The organism is Serratia sp. Je.1.23.a, assembly GCF_051129805.1.
Taxonomy (GTDB): Bacteria; Pseudomonadota; Gammaproteobacteria; order Enterobacterales; family Enterobacteriaceae; genus Serratia; species Serratia liquefaciens.
The window spans coordinates 834756-851041 of sequence record NZ_JBCPSR010000002.1; the positions used below are offsets into that span (position 1 = coordinate 834756).

General features: G+C 55.1%; 13 protein-coding genes. 9 read left to right on the forward strand and 4 right to left on the reverse strand.

What is annotated here, in order from left to right; all coding sequences use genetic code 11:
• Positions 1-158 precede the first annotated feature (158 nt).
• From AAZT04_RS11700 to AAZT04_RS11725, 6 genes are all read left to right on the forward strand, one after another.
• Positions 159-1592: an NAD-dependent succinate-semialdehyde dehydrogenase gene (locus AAZT04_RS11700; RefSeq protein WP_129982818.1), complete on the forward strand. Its 1434-nt coding sequence runs from the start codon at positions 159-161 to the stop codon at positions 1590-1592.
• Positions 1593-1601: 9 nt separating this feature from the next.
• On the forward strand, positions 1602-2417 hold the full coding sequence (locus tag AAZT04_RS11705; RefSeq protein WP_046373492.1) for an HpcH/HpaI aldolase family protein: 816 nt from the start codon (positions 1602-1604) through the stop codon (positions 2415-2417).
• 1 nt (position 2418) lies between these two features.
• A complete protein-coding gene (locus tag AAZT04_RS11710; protein ID WP_434680138.1) occupies positions 2419-3399 on the forward strand; it encodes a hydroxyacid dehydrogenase in 981 nt (326 codons plus the stop codon).
• Between the two features lie 22 nt (positions 3400-3421).
• Positions 3422-4417, forward strand: a complete 996-nt coding sequence (gene iolG, locus AAZT04_RS11715) for an inositol 2-dehydrogenase (RefSeq protein ID WP_434680140.1) — start codon at positions 3422-3424, stop codon at positions 4415-4417.
• A 5-nt stretch (positions 4418-4422) separates the two neighbouring features.
• Complete coding sequence (locus tag AAZT04_RS11720) at positions 4423-5544, forward strand: Gfo/Idh/MocA family protein (protein WP_434680142.1); 1122 nt, start codon at positions 4423-4425, stop codon at positions 5542-5544.
• A 160-nt stretch (positions 5545-5704) separates the two neighbouring features.
• Positions 5705-6631, forward strand: a complete 927-nt coding sequence (locus AAZT04_RS11725; protein ID WP_020826966.1) for a substrate-binding domain-containing protein — start codon at positions 5705-5707, stop codon at positions 6629-6631.
• A 126-nt stretch (positions 6632-6757) separates the two neighbouring features.
• Here the strand turns inward: AAZT04_RS11725 and AAZT04_RS11730 are convergent, their stop codons facing one another.
• The 4 genes from AAZT04_RS11730 to AAZT04_RS11745 form a co-directional block, all read right to left on the reverse strand.
• Positions 6758-8194: a 6-phospho-beta-glucosidase gene (locus AAZT04_RS11730; RefSeq protein WP_434680144.1), complete on the reverse strand. Its 1437-nt coding sequence runs from the start codon at positions 8192-8194 to the stop codon at positions 6758-6760.
• Between the two features lie 136 nt (positions 8195-8330).
• On the reverse strand, positions 8331-9065 hold the full coding sequence (locus AAZT04_RS11735; RefSeq protein WP_020826964.1) for a MurR/RpiR family transcriptional regulator: 735 nt from the start codon (positions 9063-9065) through the stop codon (positions 8331-8333).
• Between the two features lie 89 nt (positions 9066-9154).
• Positions 9155-10462 carry an MFS transporter gene (locus AAZT04_RS11740; protein ID WP_434680147.1) on the reverse strand — a complete coding sequence of 436 codons (1308 nt, stop codon included), beginning with the start codon at positions 10460-10462 and terminating at the stop codon, positions 9155-9157.
• A gap of 91 nt (positions 10463-10553) precedes the next feature.
• On the reverse strand, positions 10554-11504 hold the full coding sequence (locus tag AAZT04_RS11745; RefSeq protein ID WP_434680149.1) for a 2-hydroxyacid dehydrogenase: 951 nt from the start codon (positions 11502-11504) through the stop codon (positions 10554-10556).
• A gap of 726 nt (positions 11505-12230) precedes the next feature.
• Between AAZT04_RS11745 and AAZT04_RS11750 the strand changes: the two genes are divergently transcribed.
• Genes AAZT04_RS11750 through AAZT04_RS11760 form a run of 3 tightly spaced genes read left to right on the forward strand, consistent with a single transcriptional unit; the run spans position 12231 to position 16278 of the window.
• A complete protein-coding gene (locus AAZT04_RS11750; protein WP_046373499.1) occupies positions 12231-12704 on the forward strand; it encodes a (2Fe-2S)-binding protein in 474 nt (157 codons plus the stop codon).
• Complete coding sequence (locus tag AAZT04_RS11755) at positions 12701-14983, forward strand: molybdopterin cofactor-binding domain-containing protein (protein ID WP_434680151.1); 2283 nt, start codon at positions 12701-12703, stop codon at positions 14981-14983. Before AAZT04_RS11750 ends, AAZT04_RS11755 begins: the two co-directional genes overlap by 4 nt.
• Entirely contained in the window at positions 14980-16278 is a 1299-nt protein-coding gene (locus AAZT04_RS11760) for a c-type cytochrome (protein WP_434680153.1), read from the forward strand. The genes AAZT04_RS11755 and AAZT04_RS11760 overlap by 4 nt, the downstream gene beginning before the upstream one ends.
• Positions 16279-16286 lie beyond the last annotated feature (8 nt).

Consider the following 16286-nt stretch of genomic DNA (forward strand, 5'->3'; position numbering starts at 1 on the left):
TTTTAATGTCTTGATATATTTGAGTTTAAATCGATTTTAATTATGATTTTTTGCCCAAGGTGGTGTTGTTGCAACTTTTATTGCTGTGTGTCTAGTATTGCAAATATTGATGCTTTAGCGGCACTCTGCCGAAGCAAAATGCTGAGGGACAACCCATCATGTATGACAATTTTGGACAGTTTATCAACGGTGAGTGGTGTACCGGCCGTGGCACCGAAAGGATAACGGTGATCGACCCGGGCAAGGGCTGCGAGTTGGGTCAGATTAAGGCGGCGTCTGCGGTGGATACGCTGGTTGCGTTGGACTGTGCCGATCGAGCATTTCCCGGCTGGAAAAACACACCGGCCTGGCAACGCGCGGATCTGCTTCAGGCGGTAGCGCGTGCCATGGTGGCGATAACGCAAGAAGCTGCAGTGATGGTTTCGAAAGAAAGTGGCAAACCCTTGGCGCAGGCAAAACGTGAATGGGAGCTGTCTGTCGATCAGTTTATTTGGCATGCGGAAGAGGCGCGGCGCATCTATGGGCGAATTGTCGAAAGTCGCGTTCCCGCAGGCCGCTGCGAAGTCCTGCATGAGCCGATCGGCGTGGTGGCGGCGTTCACCGCCTGGAATTTCCCGGTGGTATTGGTGGCCCGCAAACTGGCCCCCGCACTTGCCGCAGGCTGTACGGTGGTATTACGTCCTTCGAGTGAAGTACCGGGTTCCGCGATGCTGATCTTCGAATGTTTGCGTCAGGCTGGGCTGCCGGCCGGCGTCGCCAACCTGGTGGTGGGGCCGACCGCAACCACCTATGGGCCTTTAATGTCATCGCCAACGGTCAGGAAGGTTTCCCTGACTGGCTCTACGCAAATCGGTCGGCAGATGATCCGCGATTCTGCATCAACCATCAAGCGGCTCAGCATGGAGTTGGGCGGCAATGCGCCAGTAGTCATTTTTAACGACGCCGATATCGATAAAGCGCTAGATCTCTCAGTTGCCACGAAATTTGCCAACAGTGGTCAGGTGTGTGTAACCGGCGATCGTTTTTATGTTCATGAACACTGCTATCAGGCCTTTGTGGAAGGCTTTGCTCGGCGAGCCAGCCAGCTGAATGTGGGTTATGGGCTCGATGAAGGCACCACCATGGGGCCGCTTATCAACATGAAACGGCTTCACGCGATCGAAGACATTGTTACCGACGCGCGCGCCAAAGGCGGAAGAGTGGTGACTGGCGGGCATCGTCTTGAACTTGGCGGGGGCTATTTTTATGCGCCCACGGTGATTGCCGATTTACCCGACGATGCGCTCGCAATGGCTGAGGAGAATTTCGGCCCCATTGTGGCAATCACTTCTTTTAGCGACAGCGAAGCCTTATGGGACAGGGTTAACAATTCCAATTTTGCGCTCTCGGCCTATGCCTTTACGCGAGATCCGGCTCGGATCCGCGAAGCCGTTTCTCGCTTCGAGTCCGGCATGGTGGGGATCAACAGCTATGCGCTGGCAGCGGCTGAAGTGCCGTTCGGGGGAATCAAGGCCAGCGGTATGGGACGTGAAGGGGGTTCAGAAGGTATCCACGACTACATGAACACCAAACTTGCACAGATCGTGGTTTAAGGAGCCGCAATGAAACGCAATAACGTCAAAAAGCGTTGGGATGAGGGGCAAACGGTGTTGAACGGCTGGCTGAGCGTTGCCAGCGCCTTTACCGCCGAGATTATGGCTGAGCAGGGATACGATGCGCTCACGATAGACCTCCAGCATGGGTTTGTCGGTTACGAACAGGCAACCCATATGCTGCAGGCGATGCGCGCCAGCGGTATAGCCCCGCTGGTCAGGGTGCCCTGGCTCGAACCGGGCATGATCATGAAGGCGCTGGATGCCGGGGCCTGGGGCATTATTTGCCCGATGGTAAACACTGCCGAACAGGCCCGTACCCTGGTTTCCTGCGTGCGTTATCCCCCCACTGGCAGCCGGAGTTTCGGCCCGACCCGTGCGGTGATTTCTGCCGGCGCTGACTATGGTCAATTCGCCGATGAGCAGGTGGTCTGTCTGGCTATGATCGAGACGGCCGAGGCCGTTGAAAATATCGAATCCATTGTGGCTACGCCAGGTCTGGACGGCGTTTACATCGGCCCGGCGGATCTGACGCTTGGCTTGACCGGACGAAAATACCGTACCGGGTTTGACCGAGACGAGCCCGAAATCATCGAAGCCATAAAGCATATACTGGCCACGGCGCATCGTGCAGGCAAGAAGGCAGGGTTGCATAACGGCACTGCCGCCTATGCCGCGCAAGCCGCTGAATGGGGCTTTGACCTGGTGACGGTATCCAACGACGTACAACTGCTGCGGTCCGCGGCTTCAGCCAGCGTGGCGCAGTTTCGTCAGTTGAATGGCGAAGTCAAAGACGCAGAGCACGCCGTTCGGGGAGGGTACTGAAATGCCGCATGTACTGGTGGCCGGAAAAATCCACGATGCCGGTTTGGCCATCTTATGCAACGCACCTGGCTTTACGGTACAGCTGGTGGCGGAAGTGAGCGTGGAAAGTTACGCGCCTTATCTTGCCGAGGCCGATGCATTGTTGATTCGCACCCAACCCTTGAGCGCGAAAGAAATCCAGACGGCTCGGAGACTCAGGATCGTCTCGCGCCATGGCGTGGGCTATGACTCGGTGGACGTGGCGGCTTTGACCGAACGACAGATCCCACTGACCATTATCGGCGATGTCAATTCACTGTCGGTGGCTGAACATACCTTCTCCTTGCTGTTGGCTTTGGCTAAGCGTCTCTGTTACTTCGACCGCAGTATTCGTGAAGGTGAATGGAACAGACGCAACGGGTTTTCCGCGATGGAAATGGCCGGAAGGACGCTTTTCATCCTGGGTTTCGGCCGTATTGGCAGGGAGGTGGCCCGGTTGGCTAAAAGTTTCCGCATGCGGGTTACTGCCTACGATCCTTATCTTCCAGACGAGGTGTTTACCCAGCTCGGCGTTGAACGAATGGGTGACATCAGCACAGGGCTGAAGACCGCCGATGCGGTCACTGTTCACCTTCCACTCAGTGACGAGAAACCGCTGATTGGCCGACAGCAGTTGGCGATGATGAAACCGGGCGCACTGTTGATCAACACCGCACGAGGGGGAATTGTCGATGAAGAGGCGCTCGCGGAAGCCTTGCATAGCGGACATCTCGGCGGCGCCGGTTTAGACGTGCTGAAACAGGAGCCAGCAAACCTCGGTTCGACACTGTTAGCGCAAACTGAACGGCTGATCCTCACGCCACACTCTGCCGGGCTCACTGCAGAGGCGGCGATGCGAATGTCAGTGTCGGCCGCTTCCAATATCCTCGATTTTTTCAATGGTCAGCTCGAGAGCGGACTGGTGGTTAATCAGCAGGCCCTGAAGCTTCATGGCCATAAATAACTGACTTCTTATGGAGACTGTCATGATCAGAATTGCGATTCTCGGCGCCGGGCGTATCGGTCAGGTACATGCGGCGAATGTGGCTCGTCATAACGATGCTTTTCTTACCGCTGTTGCAGACCCTGTTATTGAAAATGCCAAAGCGTTGACCGCGGCCTGGGGGGGCGTTGCGTTAGCTGACCCACTTGAAGCCATTCAAAACCCTGATATTGATGCCGTCATCATAGGCACACCCACGCATACCCATATTGATCTGATGCTTGCCGCGGCTAAAGCCGGCAAGGCGGTGCTGTGCGAAAAGCCGGTGGATTTGGATATCAACAAGGCGTATGCGGCGCAAAGGGCACTGGGCGAGCATGCCAGTCAGGTCATGCTGGGCTTCAATCGCCGGTTTGATCTGGGGTTTAGTGAGATTAACCAACGTATCCGCAGTGGCGATATTGGCGACCTTCATCAGGTGATCATTACCAGTCGAGATCCTGGATTGGCGCCCATGGGCTATTTGAAAAACTCGGGAGGAATTTTCCGTGACATGGTGATCCACGATTTTGACCTTGCCCGCTGGATCCTGGGCGAAGAGCCGGTGGAGGTGTTTGCAACCGGCAGCCGTCTGTTCGCCCCCGAACTGGAGGCGTTGGGCGATTATGACACTGTAATGGTGCAATTGCGCACCGCCTCAGGCAAACAGTGTCAGATCAACTGCAGTCGCCAGGCAATCTATGGCTATGACCAACGTATGGAGGTGTTCGGTTCCGGGGGGATGTTGTTGAATGACAACCTGCGGGCGACTCCGGTTAGACGTTATAGCAGGCAAGAAACCGAAGCACGTGGGCCATTGCTTAACTTCTTCATGGAGCGCTATTGCGATGCCTACCGGCTGGAAATAGACGCTTTTATCTCGGCAATTAAGCAGGGCACACCTATGCCGATCACGGTGCATGACGGTTGCATGGCCTTGAGGTTGGCGGATGCCGCTCAGCTTTCCGCAGACACTCATGCGGCTGTGGCGCTGGATTGAGGAGAATGGCGATGCAAAAAATCGGTATTGGACTTATTGGCACCGGCTTTATGGGGAAATCGCACGCCAGAGCCTGGCGTGCCGCTGCCACGCTTTCCGGTGATATTCAGCCGGTATTAATCAGCGTGGCGGATATTGACGCCGCTGCGGCTGAAAGCGCCGCGCAGCAGTTTGGTTTTATGCGCTGGACCCAACGCTGGCAAGATCTGATCGATGATCCGGATATTGATGTTATTTCGATAACCTCACCAAACAGGTTTCACGCCGAACAGGCCCTTGCCGCCATCGCGGCGGGGAAACATGTGCACTGTGAAAAGCCCTTGGCACCGGACAGCGAGACCGCTGAGCGAATGCGCCTTGCGGCAGAGAAAGCCGGTGTCTTCACCCAGGTGGGGTTCAATTACATTAAAAACCCGTTGCTGAAGTTGGCTCGCCAGATGATAGCCAACGGCGATTTAGGAGAGATTACCGGCTTTAGGGGGATCCACGCGGAGGATTTCATGGCGGATCCTGCAATCCCCTGGTCGTGGCGGTTAGATCCGGCCGGAGGGGCCGGCGCGGTGGCGGATTTGGGCAGCCATATTCTGGGTATGGCCAGATTTTTGCTCGGCCCGGTAAGCGAAGTGTTCGCCGATCTCGATACGGTGATTAAAGCTCGGCCGGAAAGCGCGGGTTCGAGGGTGCTGAAACCGGTAGAGGTTGACGACATTGCGCGTCTGACCTTGAGGTTTGCCCGCGGTTGCGGTGGCCATATCGAGGCCAACTGGGTCGCCACGGGCCATAAAATGCAGCTGGGGTTTGAAGTCACCGGTACCCAGGGGGCCCTGAGCTTCAATCAGGAACGTTTTAACGAAATCCAGTATTTCCGTTATGACGACACTAGCGGCCTGAACGGCTTTAAAACGCTGGTTGCCGGGCCGGAGCACGCGCCTTACGGGCTTTTTTGTCCGGCTCCGGGGCACCAACTGGGGTTCAACGATCTAAAAACCATTGAAATGCTTGAGTTCATTCAGTCAATTCAGCAGGGAGACTCACAAGGGCCAGATTTTAAAGAGGCAGTTGAAATACAGCGTCTGGTGGACGCTGCGGTACGCTCATCCGCGGAGCGAAGCTGGATCGCACTCTGACGAGTCCGTTCGTATGGCAGCCCCTTTTGGGTTGTTCTGACGTACGGGCGGCGTCACCTGCGTTAGCTATGCCGTACAGGCCAACGCAATGTCATAGCAGTAAATAATTAACCCTTCGTACTGAAATTACACGCTATTCACCATTAATGGGAAAACGATTATGAAGAAAATTATCTTACTCTGTCTTTCATTGCTCTCGCTCAGCCCTTCGGTATTTGCTGTGCAGGTTGGCGTCAGCATTGCCCAAATGGATGATGTTTTTCTCTCGAGGTTACGTGGCTACATTATCGAAAGAGCAAAAACACACCCGGATCTAAAATTACAGTTTGAAGATGCCCAGGGGGCGGTAGATAAGCAACTGAGTCAGGTGCAGAGTTTCATCAATGGGAAAGTGGACGTGATTATTGTTAATCCGGTCGACACCCAGGGCACCAAAAATATCACCGAGGCCGCCAGAAAGGCCAAAATACCGCTGATTTATCTTAACCGTATGCCCTCGGACTCCACCATGGGCAATGGCATCAGTTATATCGGCAGCGACGAGATTGAAGCCGGCAGGTTACAGATGCAATACCTGGCTGAACTGGTCAAGGATCGTAAAAGCGTCAACGTCGCCATTATGAAAGGGCTATTGAGTAACGATGCCACTCGTTTTAGAACCCAAGGGGCGAAAGAGATTATTGCCAAGAATCCCAACATGCACGTCATTCTGGAAGACACGGCCAAGTGGATGCGTGAAGATGGCATGAATCTGATGAATAACTGGATATTGTCAGGCGACAAAATCGATATTCTTTCCTCTAATGCTGATGAAATGGCGATTGGCGCAGCTATGGCGATTAAAAGTAATGGCAAGAGCGTCGGTAAAGATATTCTGATTGGTGGAACCGATGGCGGACCAAATGGCCTGCAGGCGATAAAAAAGGGCATGCTGACGGTCACAGTGTTCCAGGATGCCAAATCGCAGGCCTACGGCGCGGTCGATATGGCGGAGCAAGCGGCAAAGGGGGAAGCTATCAAAGATGTGAACTTTATTCCTTTCCAACTGGTTACCCCGCAGAACTATGAGAAGTTTATGACCCCCTAGCCGGTAACTGCAGTGCAGGCTACGCTGCTGTCATGCGGTGACGGTAATGTTTTACCGATACCGCATGAGGTTATATCGTAGGCATGAAAAAGGGCGGTAAAACCGCCCTGAAGAAATTCACCCTGATTAAAGCTGTTCGCCGTTGCTGGCGATCACGGTGCGGTACCAGTCGAAACTCTTTTTGCGCGAACGCTCGAGGGTGCCGGTGCCATCATCGTGTTTGTCGACGTAGATAAAGCCGTAACGCTTGCCGTATTCACCGGTGGTGAAGGACACGCAGTCAATGCAGCCCCACGGGGTATAACCAATCAGGTCCACGCCGTCTTCGATGACCGCTTTTTTCATCTGTTCGATGTGCGCGCGCAAATAGTCGATGCGGTAATCATCGTTGATCTGGCCGTCAGCCTCTACCTTGTCGAATGCGCCAAAGCCGTTCTCAACGATAAACAGCGGTTTCTGGTAACGCTCGTACAGCACGTTCAGCGAGTAACGCAGCCCGACCGGGTCAATTTGCCAGCCCCAGTCCGAGGCTTTGACATGCGGGTTCGGGACGTTACCGGGGAAACTGAACATCTCGTTGTCGCTGCTCACCGCATCGGCCTGCAGGGCGTTGCTCATGTAGTAGCTGAAACCGATGTAGTCTGCGCAACCTTCGCGCAGGGTTTGTTCGTCCTGCGGTTTCATCTCAATCTTGAAGCCTTTGCGCTCCCAGTCACGCAGCAGGTACGACGGATAGTAGCCTCGCACTTGTACGTCGGTGTACAGGTAGCGCGAGTGCATGGCTTCGACGCTGTACATGACGTCGTCCGGTTTGCAGGAGTACGGGTAGAAGGGGACGCAGGCCAGCATGCAGCCAATTTGGAATTCCGGGTTAATCTGGTGACCGAGTTTCACTACCAGGGCGCTGGCAACAAACTGATGGTGCAAGACCTGATAAAGCGTCTGCTCCGGGTTCTCTTCCTGGGTATACACCACGCCGGAGCAGCAGTAGCCAAACAGCGGATACTGGTAGTTGCTCTGGTTGTTGATCTCATTAAAGGTCATCCAGTATTTCACTTTGTGCTGATAACGGCGCAGCACCACTTCGCTGAAGCGTACGAAGAAATCGACCACCTTCCGGTTCTTCCAGCCGCCATATTCCTTCACCAGGTGATAAGGCATTTCAAAGTGGGACAGGGTGATCACCGGCTGGATATTGTATTTCAGCAGTTCATCAAACAAATCGTCGTAAAACTGCAGACCGGCTTCGTTTGGCTCATGTTCATCGCCATTCGGGAAGATACGCGTCCAGGCGATAGAGGTGCGGAAGCATTTAAAGCCCATTTCGGCGAATAACGCCACGTCCTGCTTGTAACGGCCGTAAAAGTCCACCGCTTGGTGATTAGGGTAACGATAGCCTTCCTGCACGCCGTCGGTCATAACGCGATCCACACCGTGAGAACCGCCCGACAGAACGTCGGCGATGCTTGGGCCTTTGCCGCCCTGATCCCAACCGCCTTCAACCTGGTGCGCCGCCACGGCACCGCCCCACAGAAAATCTTTCGGTAACTGTTGTTGTTTCATCGTAGGTTTCTCATCGGATTATTATCAGAAAGCACTGAACTGCCGGAATGAGAATATAGTAGCAAGCTGGAATCGAATGTCACGATATAACAAATCACCACTCAGGTGACGTGTCACATTAAAAAAACAGGCTGTTTTATTTTGCGTAATTAATATGCCCCAGCCGCTTGCCGATGGTTTCGATAATGTAAATGACCGGGATTTGGGTAGTGATATTGTGTTGCCCGGCGATCAACTGCGGGGGAACGTGGTAAGAGAGGTTAAAGTCCGCCATGCGTGCCAGCGAGGAGGTTTCGTTGTTGGTGATGCTGATGATTTTGCAGTGGTGCAGGCTGAACTGGCTGGCGAGGCGCAAAATTTCTTCGGTCTCTCCAGACACCGAAAGTATTATTGCGACCGCGCTTTTATACATGTCGCTATTGATGGGATAATAAGGGTCGTCGATATGGGTGCTGAATTTTCCAACGTTGGAAAAGAAACGCGCGCCGTATTTCCCCAATGCTCCGGAGGTGCTGACGCCAACGAAAATAATACGCTCAGCAGCGGCAATATGCTGCACCGCCTGATCTAACAGTTGATTAAATTCGTCGTTATTAATGCTTTTAAAGAAGCTGATGATTTCGCTGGTGCCAAAATCCATCGGCGGTGCTTCGGTCTGCTCAAGATACAGCTTGAAGCGGATGCGAAATTCGGAGTAGCCGTCGCAGCCCATTTTCTTGCAAAAGCGCAGTACGGTAGTGGTGGATACCCCGGCGGCCTCGGCAAGTTCGCGGATGGTCATATACATCACCGGGTTTTTGTTTTTGGTGATGTAGTTATAAACCAACAATTCCAGCGCATTGAGTTCGGCGATTGCTTTATGGGTAAACATAGACCTAATCCAGCGAGTAACAACAGACCTTAATCAGCGGGCTAACATAGCAAATTTTGCCGTAGCCCGCTCGTGGTTTTCGTTGTTATTCAGGCCCGTTTGGCGTTGTCCAGCAGTTTGTCGTGTGTCGGTTCACTGCCGGTCAGGTCACATTCCTTCGGCAAACGCCAGGCGATGATTCCGGCGATGATCAGTGAGACTGCCAGACCGCATACCGCCACGTTCTGGCCATAGAGGTAGATCATCACCCCTACCAGATAAGGCCCGCAGAAGCCGCCCAGGTTGCCGAGGCCGTTAATCACGCCGCGAGCGCCCCCGGCGACTTCTGCGGAGGCGATGCGCCCAGGCATGGACCAGAACGGGCTGGTAGCGGCTTTGAGGAAGAAGCCGCACACCACCAGGGCAATGTAGGCCGCCACCACGTTATGACGCAGCACCACCGAAGCCAGTAGCGCCGCAGCAAAGCAGAACAATGAAACCACCACCCACAGGCGGCGTTTGCCGGTTTTATCGGTGAGCACTGAAATCAGGTAGATCCCCAACAGCGTCGCGACGAATGGCAAGATTGCCAGGAAGCCGACCGAGGCCATGTTACCGCCGGTCAGGTTTTTTAAAATGGTGGGCAGCCACAGGGTGTAGCCGTAGTCGCCGGTTTGATAGAAAAAGTTCAGCAGCACCAGCTTCATCAAGCCCTTGTTACGGAAGACATCTCTCAGTGGTGCTTTGCTGACCGGTTGCAGTTTGCTGCGTTCTTGCCGTTCGCGCGTTAGTTCGGTTATCAGATAGTCGCGCTCACGGGCCGGCAGCCAGCGCGCTTCCTGCGGGCGATCGCTGATCAGCAGCCACCACACGGCCAATACCACCAGCGACAACAGGCCTTCGATGATAAACAACCAACGCCAGTCGAATGCGTTAATGATTGCGCCAGAGATCGGGGCGGTGAGCATGCCACCCAATGGGGCGAACATCATGACAAAGGCGTTGGCGCGGCCCAGTTCTTTTTCCGGGAACCAGTTGCTGATCATGGTTAACACTACCGGTAACATACCGCCTTCAGAGATGCCCAATACGAAGCGTAATACCAGCAGCTGATAGTGGTTAGTGACAAAGCCGGTCGCAACTGACACCACCGCCCAGGCACACAGGGACCAGGCAATAAAGCGCTTGCCGCTGCCGTTGACCGCGATGCGTCCGCCGGGAACCTGCAAAAACAGATAACCGATAAAAAAGATGCCACTGGCCAGCCCGGCCATCTGGCTGGTAATGCCCAGGTCGCTTTCCATACCGCCGGGCAGCGCAAAACTGATATTAACCCGGTCCATAAAGGAAATGATGCAGGCGATCAGGATCGGGGCAATAACCCGCAGCCAGCGGGTGTTGGGTATTTTATTATCCATGGCGATCTCTCTTTATAGGGCGCAGGGAGAACCTCTCAATGAAGAGGTTCTGTGATTCGGCGGTAATAAAATCGAAAAGAAAACGCGTCAGTTACTCGATGGCGTGGGGCAGCGGCGCCCGGTTGAAAAAGGCTTCAACGTTGGCAAACACAATATCGCTCATCTTTTGCCGGGTTTCCTGGGTGGCGCTGGCGATATGCGGTTGCAGCACCACGTTTTCCATGGCGATCAGTTCTGCAGGAACCTCGGGTTCGTGGGCATAAACGTCCAGCCCGGCACCGGCGATGGCGCCACTTTGCAGGGCGCTAATCAGGTCGGGTTCATTAACGATGCTGCCGCGAGCAATGTTAATCACCAGCGCGTGCGACGGCAGGGCGTCGAATACCGCCTTGTCCACCAGGTCGGCGCTGTCTTTACCGCCAGAAATAGCAATGATAAAGAAGTCGCTTTCCCGCGCTAAAGCCAGCAGAACTGGGAAATAGCGATAGGGCAGCGAACTGTCCTGCGTGCGGCTGGCGTATTGGATACGCATATTGAAACCGGCGGCGCGTTGGGCGATGGCGCGGCCGATATTGCCCATGCCGAAAATGCCCAGCCGTTTGCCGCTGACCTGCACCGACAGGCCCGGCGCTTCTTTCAGCCAGCGACCTTCACGCACAAAACGATCGTTGTGGCACAGCTGACGAGCGGTAGCCAGCAACAATCCCAGAGCCATATCCGCCACGTCTTCCGTCAAGGCGCCGGAGGTGATGGTGACGGCAATGCCGTGTTTACGGGTGTAATTCAGATCAATCGCGTCAGTGCCTACGCCGAATACCGCAATCAGCCCGAGGTTGGGTAATTGTTCAAGCACTGGCGTCTCGACCCCAATATCCCCCCGAGTGACGACCGCACGGAAGGCCGCACCTTTTTCGGCCAGAAAAGCGGCCGCATCCTCTTGTTCATATAACCGATGTACCACAAAGGCTGCCTCAAGGCGGGCCAGCAGGTTATCCATTACTGGGGCAATCAACAGCACTTCATTGGATGTAGAGGTCGTCATGGTTTCACCTGTCAATAATTAGCGTTACTTCGTATTGCTATAAAAGCGGTTTTCGGCAGGCGGTTTTGCGACAGATATCACGCTGAAGAGTGTTAAAAAACTGTGTTACCCGTAATGTGATCGACGGAAGGAAAAGGATGACTGTCACCGGGGAAGAGCAGCAAAAACTGCCGTATTGCGAGCGAAAATCAGGCTGAGTGCGTAGATCTTGGTCATTTAACGGATGGGTAACATGGGTATGTAACAAGCGGGGGGAGGCAACAAAAAGAAAAGCCGCACCTGAGTGCGGCCGAGCGTTCACGACGAACAAAACAAGGACAAAAATTCCGGTAGACAGGCCCTGAAGCAAACCTCAGAGACAGATCATGATGATAAGCAAAATATTTTCGGGTGTGAAATGCCGAATATGGCTTAGTTAGTCGAATTAATAGATAAATAATCAGCCACTTACTTCCTCTCAGTTTCATGCGTGGCACGGGTTTCCACGTTGGTCGCCAGCAGAACGTACGCGGTAGATCCTTCCGTCAACGACTGGTGTGCAATCAATACGCCCTGCTCTAATGCCACTCGAAATTGATGATAAATACCCACTTTTCGTTAAAGCAATTGGCACTACATACCCTTAACATTAGAAAGTCTTTTAAATGATTATAATTAGCATGCTGTGAATTATTCACCGCAGTGATATTACGGAGAAATCCGTTTGGTTAAGGATATGTATTCACCATGGAAATAAAAATAAACGGCCGGATGGTCGCGCTGGGCGCCATTTCACCCGAAACGCCGCTACTCTACGTGTTACGCAACGATCTGGGCCTGAATGGCCCCAAATACGGCTGTGGCCTCGGGGAGTGCGGTGCTTGCACGGTACTGATCGATGGCGTCGCCGCCCGTTCCTGCTCGCTGCCGCTGAGCGGTGCCCTCAACAAATCCGTTACCACGCTGGAAGGCCTGAGCGAGGCGGGGCAACTGCACCCGGTTCAACAAGGCTTTATCGATGAGCAGGCCGCGCAGTGCGGTTATTGCACCAACGGCATGATCATGACGCTGGTTGCTCTGTTTGAGCGAAACCCGCAGGCAGATGAACAAGAAATAAAAAATGAGCTGGCTTATAACCTGTGCCGCTGTGGCACCCATATTGAGATCCTGCGTGCTGCCGCCAAAGCCCGTCAGCTGTTGGCGGAAAGGGGGCAAGCATGAGCCGCCTGGAAATCACGCGCCGCCGCCTGTTGCAGGCCGGTGGCCTGGTAATGGTCAGCAGCCTGTTGCCTGTGTCGCTTAATACCCTGGCAACGACGCCAGTGGTAGGGGGCGATCTGCCGCTCGATCGCGTGGACAGCTTTATCGGCCTGACCGCCGATGGCCGTGTCACCGCATTTAACGGCCATGTGGATCTTGGCACCGGTATTCGCACCGCATTGGCACAGATTGTTGCCGATGAAATCAGCGTACCTTTCGAGCACGTTACGGTGATTTTGGGTGACACCCAGCGCACGCCGGATCAGGGGCCGACCATCGCCAGCGCCACGATTCAGGTGACCGCTATACCGCTGCGCCAGGCAGCCGCACAGGTGCGGCAATTACTGCTGGCGCTGGCCGCAAAGGCCTTTGCGTTACCGGTGGAACGCCTGCAGGCTGAAAATGGCCGGGTATTTGCGAGGGATAAACCCAACGTCAGTCTGAGCTATGGTGAACTGGCCCGCGGGCAAAATTTACAGGTGGCCCTGGATAAAACCATCAGGCTGAAGAGCGTGGCGGAGAGCCGTTACGTGGGCAAGGCGGTGCCGCGGGTGGATATCCCGGCCAAGGTGACCGGCCAACTGACCTATGTGCATGACCTCCGCCTGCCGGGCATGCTGCATGGCAGAGTGGTGCGCCCGCCTTATATCGGCGCCGACAGCAGCGCCCCGTTGGGCAGCGGCCTGCTGTCGGTTGACCATGATTCCATTGCCCATTTGCCTGGCATTGTAAAACTGGTGGTGATTAACGATTTCATCGGTATCGTCGCCGAACGCGAAGAGCAGGCGATTGCCGCCATGCGGCAACTGAAAACCGTCTGGCGTCCCTGGTCCGGTTTACCCGATCTTTCGCTTACAGGATTGCATAAGGCCCTGGTGGAAAACCCCAAAACGGATCGCGTGCTGCGTGATGATGCCGGGGTCGATGCCGCTTTGGCCTCGTTGCATACCGAGGTCAGTGCTGATTACGTCTGGCCTTACCATCAACACGCGTCGATCGGCCCGTCCTGTGCGGTGGCCGACGTCGGTCGCGATCGCGCAGAAATCTGGTCTGGCACGCAAAATCCTCACGATTTGCGTAAGGACATCGCTCATTTGCTCGATTGGCGGCCAGAGCAGGTCCATATCAATCGCATGGAAGCCTCCGGCTGCTACGGTCGCAACTGTGCCGATGACGTCTCCGCTGACGCTGCGCTGTTATCGCAGGCCACCGGCAAGCCGGTCAGGGTGCAGTTGATGCGTGAACAAGAGGCGGGTTGGGAACCCAAGGGCACCGGGCAACTGATGCGAGTCCGCGGCGGGTTGGATAAGCACAATCAGGTGGCGGCTTACGAACTGAAAACCAGCTACCCTTCAAACAACGCTGTGACGTTGTCACTGGTACTGGCCGGTAAAGTGCCCAATCGGGCAGACGTGCAGCAGATGGGCGACAGAACCGCCATTCCCCAATATGAATATCCCAATATGCGGGTAGTGTGCCAGGACGCGGCGCCGATTGTGCGGGCTTCGTGGATGCGTGGGGTCTCGGCGTTACCCAATGTGTTCGCCCACGAATCCTGGATTGATGAACTGGCGTGGCGAGCCGGGCAGGATCCGATCGCATTCCGCTTGCAATATCTGAAAGACCCGCGTGCCGTGGCGCTGATTCAAGCGTTGAAAAAGCAGGCCAATTGGCAGGATGGCCCGGCCTACCGCAGCCCGGTGTCCGGCGATCCTGAATGGGTGACGGGACGCGGCTTTGCCTATGCGCGTTATTTCCACAGTAAATTCCCTGGGTTTGGTGCCGCCTGGGCGGCCTGGGTGTGCGATCTCAGCGTTAATCGCCACAGCGGGCAGATCAAGCTGGATAAAATCTTCGTTGCCCATGACTGCGGCCGCATCATCAACCCGGCCGGGGTTCGTCACCAGGTGCACGGCAATATCATTCAGTCCGCCAGCCGGGTGCTGAAAGAGTTCGTCACCTTTGACTCTGCGTCCGTAACGTCGCTGGATTGGGGCGGTTACCCGATCCTGCGGTTTGACGAGTTACCGCAGGTTGATATCCAACTGCTGGACTATCCGGATGAACCCTCTATGGGGGCAGGAGAATCCGCCTCGGTGCCGAGCGCAGCGGCAATCGCCAATGCGTTGTTCGACGCGCTGGGCGTGCGTCTGCGAGAGGTGCCTTTTACCCCTGAGCGAGTGGTAAAGGCGTTAAAACAGCAGGCTTCCGGCAGCGCAGAAAGGGATAAGTCACTATGAGCAGCATAAAGAAAATCGCCGGCTGGGGCAGTCTGACGGTTGTTGCCGCCGTGGTCATTGGGGCGATAGCCAGCTGGCAATCAGAAATAGCGCCGCTTGAGGAAAAGGATCATCACGTTTTTAGTCAGCAACAGATCGCCCAAGGGAAAGTGCTGGCCGATCTCGGCGACTGCGCGGTGTGCCATACCCGGCCCGGCGGCGAGCGCAATACCGGCGGATTGGCGATGGAGATTCCGTTCGGTACCATTTACAGCACCAATATCACTCCGGATAACGACACCGGCATTGGGAAATGGTCGTATGCCGCCTTTGAACGAGCGATGCGTCATGGGGTTGATCGCGAAGGGCACTATCTCTACCCGGCCTTTCCCTATACGGCGTTTACCCGCACCAGCGATGAAGATCTGCAGGCCTTGTACGCCTACCTGATGTCGCAACCGGCCGTGAAATATCAGCCACCGGCCACCGAATTGGGTTTCCCGTTTAACATTCGCCAGGGCATCGTCACCTGGAACTGGCTGTTCCTCAAGCCTGGCGCCATGAAGGCCGATCCGACACAAAGCGCCGAATGGAATCGCGGGGCCTATCTGACGGAAGGCCTTGGCCACTGCAGCGCCTGCCACTCGCCGCGCAACCTGATGTTTGGCGAGAAAGGCGGCGCTGAGCACCTGAGCGGCGGCGTGGCGGAAGACTGGACTGCTCCGTCGCTAACCGGCAGCTCTTTGGCACCGCTGGAGTGGACACAAGATGATTTGCTCAGCTTTATGCGCACCGGGTATTCGGCAAATCACGGCGTGGCAGCCGGGCCGATGGCGCCGGTGATCGAAGAAGGGCTTTCGCGGTTGCCGGAGCAAGACTTGCAGGCCATAGCCACCTATCTGCACACTTATCATCCGAGCGAGTCTAAGGTGACAGAAGCCAAACGTTTGAATGAATGGGCCGAGTCGCGGACCGAGCCGTTAACCACGGAAGGTGCACGTATATTCTCCGGTGCCTGTATGGCATGCCATGCTCAGGAAAAGGGGGCTCAGCTGATCGGCGTTCGACCTTCACTGGCGCTGAACACCAACCTGTATGCCGATAAGCCGGACAATGCCATTCGGGTGGTGCTGGACGGCATTCAACGGCCGGCCAATAGCAACCTGGGCTATATGCCGGCATTTCGCCATAACCTGAACGACAGACAGATCGCCGAATTGCTTAACTATCTGCGGCAAAACTATGCGGGGAAAGCGCCGTGGCCCGAGCTGCAAGCGCAGGTCAGTCACTTACGCGATCAAACGGCGGAAAAATAGATCCATTA

What these genes read in the sequence shown, in the direction of transcription:
- AAZT04_RS11725 (WP_020826966.1), top strand. Translation starts at nt 5,705, where the DNA reads ATGAAGAAAATTATCTTACTCTGTCTTTCATTGCTCTCGCTCAGCCCT.
- AAZT04_RS11760 (WP_434680153.1), top strand. Translation starts at nt 14,980, where the DNA reads ATGAGCAGCATAAAGAAAATCGCCGGCTGGGGCAGTCTGACGGTTGTT.
- AAZT04_RS11730 (WP_434680144.1), bottom strand. Translation starts at nt 8,194, where the DNA reads ATGAAACAACAACAGTTACCGAAAGATTTTCTGTGGGGCGGTGCCGTG.
- AAZT04_RS11750 (WP_046373499.1), top strand. Translation starts at nt 12,231, where the DNA reads ATGGAAATAAAAATAAACGGCCGGATGGTCGCGCTGGGCGCCATTTCA.
- iolG (WP_434680140.1), top strand. Translation starts at nt 3,422, where the DNA reads ATGATCAGAATTGCGATTCTCGGCGCCGGGCGTATCGGTCAGGTACAT.
- AAZT04_RS11700 (WP_129982818.1), top strand. Translation starts at nt 159, where the DNA reads ATGTATGACAATTTTGGACAGTTTATCAACGGTGAGTGGTGTACCGGC.
- AAZT04_RS11740 (WP_434680147.1), bottom strand. Translation starts at nt 10,462, where the DNA reads ATGGATAATAAAATACCCAACACCCGCTGGCTGCGGGTTATTGCCCCG.
- AAZT04_RS11735 (WP_020826964.1), bottom strand. Translation starts at nt 9,065, where the DNA reads ATGTTTACCCATAAAGCAATCGCCGAACTCAATGCGCTGGAATTGTTG.
- AAZT04_RS11710 (WP_434680138.1), top strand. Translation starts at nt 2,419, where the DNA reads ATGCCGCATGTACTGGTGGCCGGAAAAATCCACGATGCCGGTTTGGCC.
- AAZT04_RS11755 (WP_434680151.1), top strand. Translation starts at nt 12,701, where the DNA reads ATGAGCCGCCTGGAAATCACGCGCCGCCGCCTGTTGCAGGCCGGTGGC.
- AAZT04_RS11720 (WP_434680142.1), top strand. Translation starts at nt 4,423, where the DNA reads ATGGCGATGCAAAAAATCGGTATTGGACTTATTGGCACCGGCTTTATG.
- AAZT04_RS11705 (WP_046373492.1), top strand. Translation starts at nt 1,602, where the DNA reads ATGAAACGCAATAACGTCAAAAAGCGTTGGGATGAGGGGCAAACGGTG.
- AAZT04_RS11745 (WP_434680149.1), bottom strand. Translation starts at nt 11,504, where the DNA reads ATGACGACCTCTACATCCAATGAAGTGCTGTTGATTGCCCCAGTAATG.